The organism is Intestinibacter sp. (genome assembly GCF_022780145.1).
GTDB lineage: Bacteria > Bacillota > Clostridia > Peptostreptococcales > Peptostreptococcaceae > Intestinibacter.
In genome coordinates this window covers 1-2,684 of the sequence record NZ_JALEXO010000142.1, presented here as the reverse complement: position 1 = coordinate 2,684, position 2,684 = coordinate 1, and the positions used below count along the sequence as shown (strand labels likewise).

Annotated in this window: 3 protein-coding genes; all 3 read left to right on the top strand. The window is 30.9% G+C overall.

Annotation, left to right across the window (positions count from 1 at the left end; translation table 11 throughout):
• The coding region (locus tag MR593_RS05565) for a YkvI family membrane protein (RefSeq protein ID WP_290690629.1) at positions 1 to 851 on the top strand (851 nt) is incomplete at its 5' end.
• A gap of 167 nt (positions 852 to 1,018) precedes the next feature.
• Positions 1,019 to 1,834 (top strand): MerR family transcriptional regulator, encoded by an 816-nt coding sequence (locus MR593_RS05560; RefSeq protein ID WP_290690627.1) that lies wholly within the window; start codon positions 1,019 to 1,021, stop codon positions 1,832 to 1,834.
• An 86-nt stretch (positions 1,835 to 1,920) separates the two neighbouring features.
• Positions 1,921 to 2,684: BtrH N-terminal domain-containing protein (locus MR593_RS05555; protein WP_331474746.1), on the top strand; the 764-nt coding region annotated here is incomplete at its 3' end.

Genomic DNA, 2,684 nt, shown 5'->3' with positions numbered 1-2,684 from the left:
TATACGATGTTATAACACCAATTTGTTTATTCTTAATACTAGTAGTTATGGTATCAGGAGCAGGTGCGACACTTAATGAATATTATGGATTAAACGTTCAAATGGGTTCAGCGATTATGGTGGCATTAGTACTAGTTGCGTTTTTATTTGGACTTGATAATTTAATAAATGTAGTAGGACTTTTAGGACCAGTAATATTGGCGTTTGCAATAGCTGTAGGATTTATAATTTTATTTAGAAATGGTGCAAATATCGTTGATGCAACAGCACAAATTCAAAATTTAAATATGACAAAAACATCAGATAGCTGGATAGTTAATGGAATTTTATATGCAGCATATAATTCAGCGCTAGGAGTTGCATTTATAGCTTCAATAGGAAAAGGTGCAGGCAGTAAAAAAGAAGCAATGCTAGGTGGAGTAGTCGGTGGAGTATCTCTAATGGCTGCTGTGTTAGTCATGAATTTAGCACTTTTATCAAAGGTAACTGATGTATATGATTTAGCTATACCAACATTGTATTTTGCAAAATCAATATCACCTGTATTAGGTGCGATATTCTCTATAATATTATTATGTGGAATATTCTCAACAGCAGCTCCTATGTTCTGGACTGTTACAGATACATTTTCAAATGTGTTATTTAAAAACGATAAATTCAAAACAAAAATAATGGCAGTTTTAGTAGCAGCAGTAGCATTTGCAGGAGGAGTGTTGCCATTTGAAACTTTAGTAAATATAATATATCCATATACAGGATATTTGGGAATAGTATTATTTATATGTGTAGTATTTAAATGCATAAAAAATAAAAAGCACGATGATACTCAAGAATATAAAAAAGCAAGTTAGATTTTAGTCAAGATAAGTAAATTTATTAATTAATAAAAAATCTAGGTATGATGTAGAAAAATTATTTCTATAGCATGCCTAGATTTTTTTGTTGACTCTGACATTGTGATAGGCTCTACAATATAAATAAGCTCAATAAAGCATGCATGTAAAAAGGGAGTGATTAGATGTTTAAAATAGGTGAGTTTTCAAAGCTTTCACAGGTTAGTGTTAGGATGCTCAGACATTATGACAAGATAGATTTATTAGTCCCAGAAAAGATAGATGAATTCACAGGGTATAGATATTATTCTGCAATGCAACTCATCACAATAAATAGAATTCAAGAATTGAAGAGAATGGGACTTAGTTTAAATACAATTAAAGAAATATTGAAAAATTACTCAGATGATCAGAGTTTTAAAAATTATCTGAAGTTGAAAAAGTCTGAGATAGAGGAAAATATGAAAGAAATGCAAAATCAGATTTGTATGATTGAAAGCTCTATAAAAAGATTAGAGGAGGATTCGATTATGAAATACAATGTAAACGTTAAAGATATGCCGGAGAGAAAGGTCGCAAGTCTTAGACAAGTTATAGCAAGTTATCCAGAAGAAGGAAAGCTTTGGGCTATGCTTAGAGCAGAAATAGCACCACAAAACCCTAAATTTGCTAGTCCAAGCTATAGATCTGCTATATATCACGATAAAGAATACAAAGAAGATAATCCAGATGTAGAAATCCAAATGGCAGTAGAAGGCGATTATAAAGATACTGAAAATGTGAAATTTGTGGATATAGATACTATGAAGGTTGCTTCTGTCATGATGAGGGGTGGCTACGAACAAATAGGAGAAGTAAATGCTACTGTTGTAAACTGGATAGAAAATAGTAATTATGAATTTGCTGGAGAAATGTTTAGTATATATCATGTAGGTCCTGCTGATACTGATAAAACTGAAGAATTAGTTACAGAAATTTGTTTCCCTATCAAGGAAAGATAAGTCTATTTATGAAAGGTCATTTACATAGGTGATATAATATGCGAAAAATAATTGATATAAGGCATCACTTTGATGATTATGAATGTATGTGGAACGGTATAGAGGACATATATATGAATAAAACAGGAGAATGTTTACCAAATAATTTTTTCTTTACACTAGCAGGATTGGGGTCATTTTGTTATTTAAAAACTCCAAAATCTGAATTAAAGAGAATGATTGCTTTCGGAGATGGTCGAACAAAAAAGATGTATGAGTTTTTGGCTCCAATAGTAGGATTTGAATATAAGCATTATGAATGTAAAAGCTTTGAAAAAGCATTAAAAAAAGCAAAATCTGAAATTGACTCTGGATATCCTGTGGTTTTAGGGGCTCTGGATATGTTTTATCTTCCATACTTTGAGAATTTGTATCACAAGGAACATATTCCATTTCACTATATACTTATGGTTGGATATGATGATCAAGAACAAAGTATATATTTATATGATTGTGGTCGTTTGGAATTAATTTCGCTTTCTTATGCTATGTTACAGAAGGCTATGAATTGTAATTATCCTGGTTTAAGCAGAGAAAATACAGTATGTACTATTAGAATGAATGAAGAAAGGAATAAAATTCAAATCGCTGAAGATGCATTGTCATTAAAAAAGAATTCATTTTTAAATCCCAAAACAGGCTTTCTTGGATATAAAGGATTTCAAAAGTTTATTAATGAACTTCCAAGCCTAAAAGAAGATATTGGAAAAGAAGAGTACGATAAGATACTTACTAATATGGTAATGTTTTTTGGTGAAGCTCCAACAATTCCAAATGCTATTAAAGGAATTGATGAGCCTGATTCGATTGA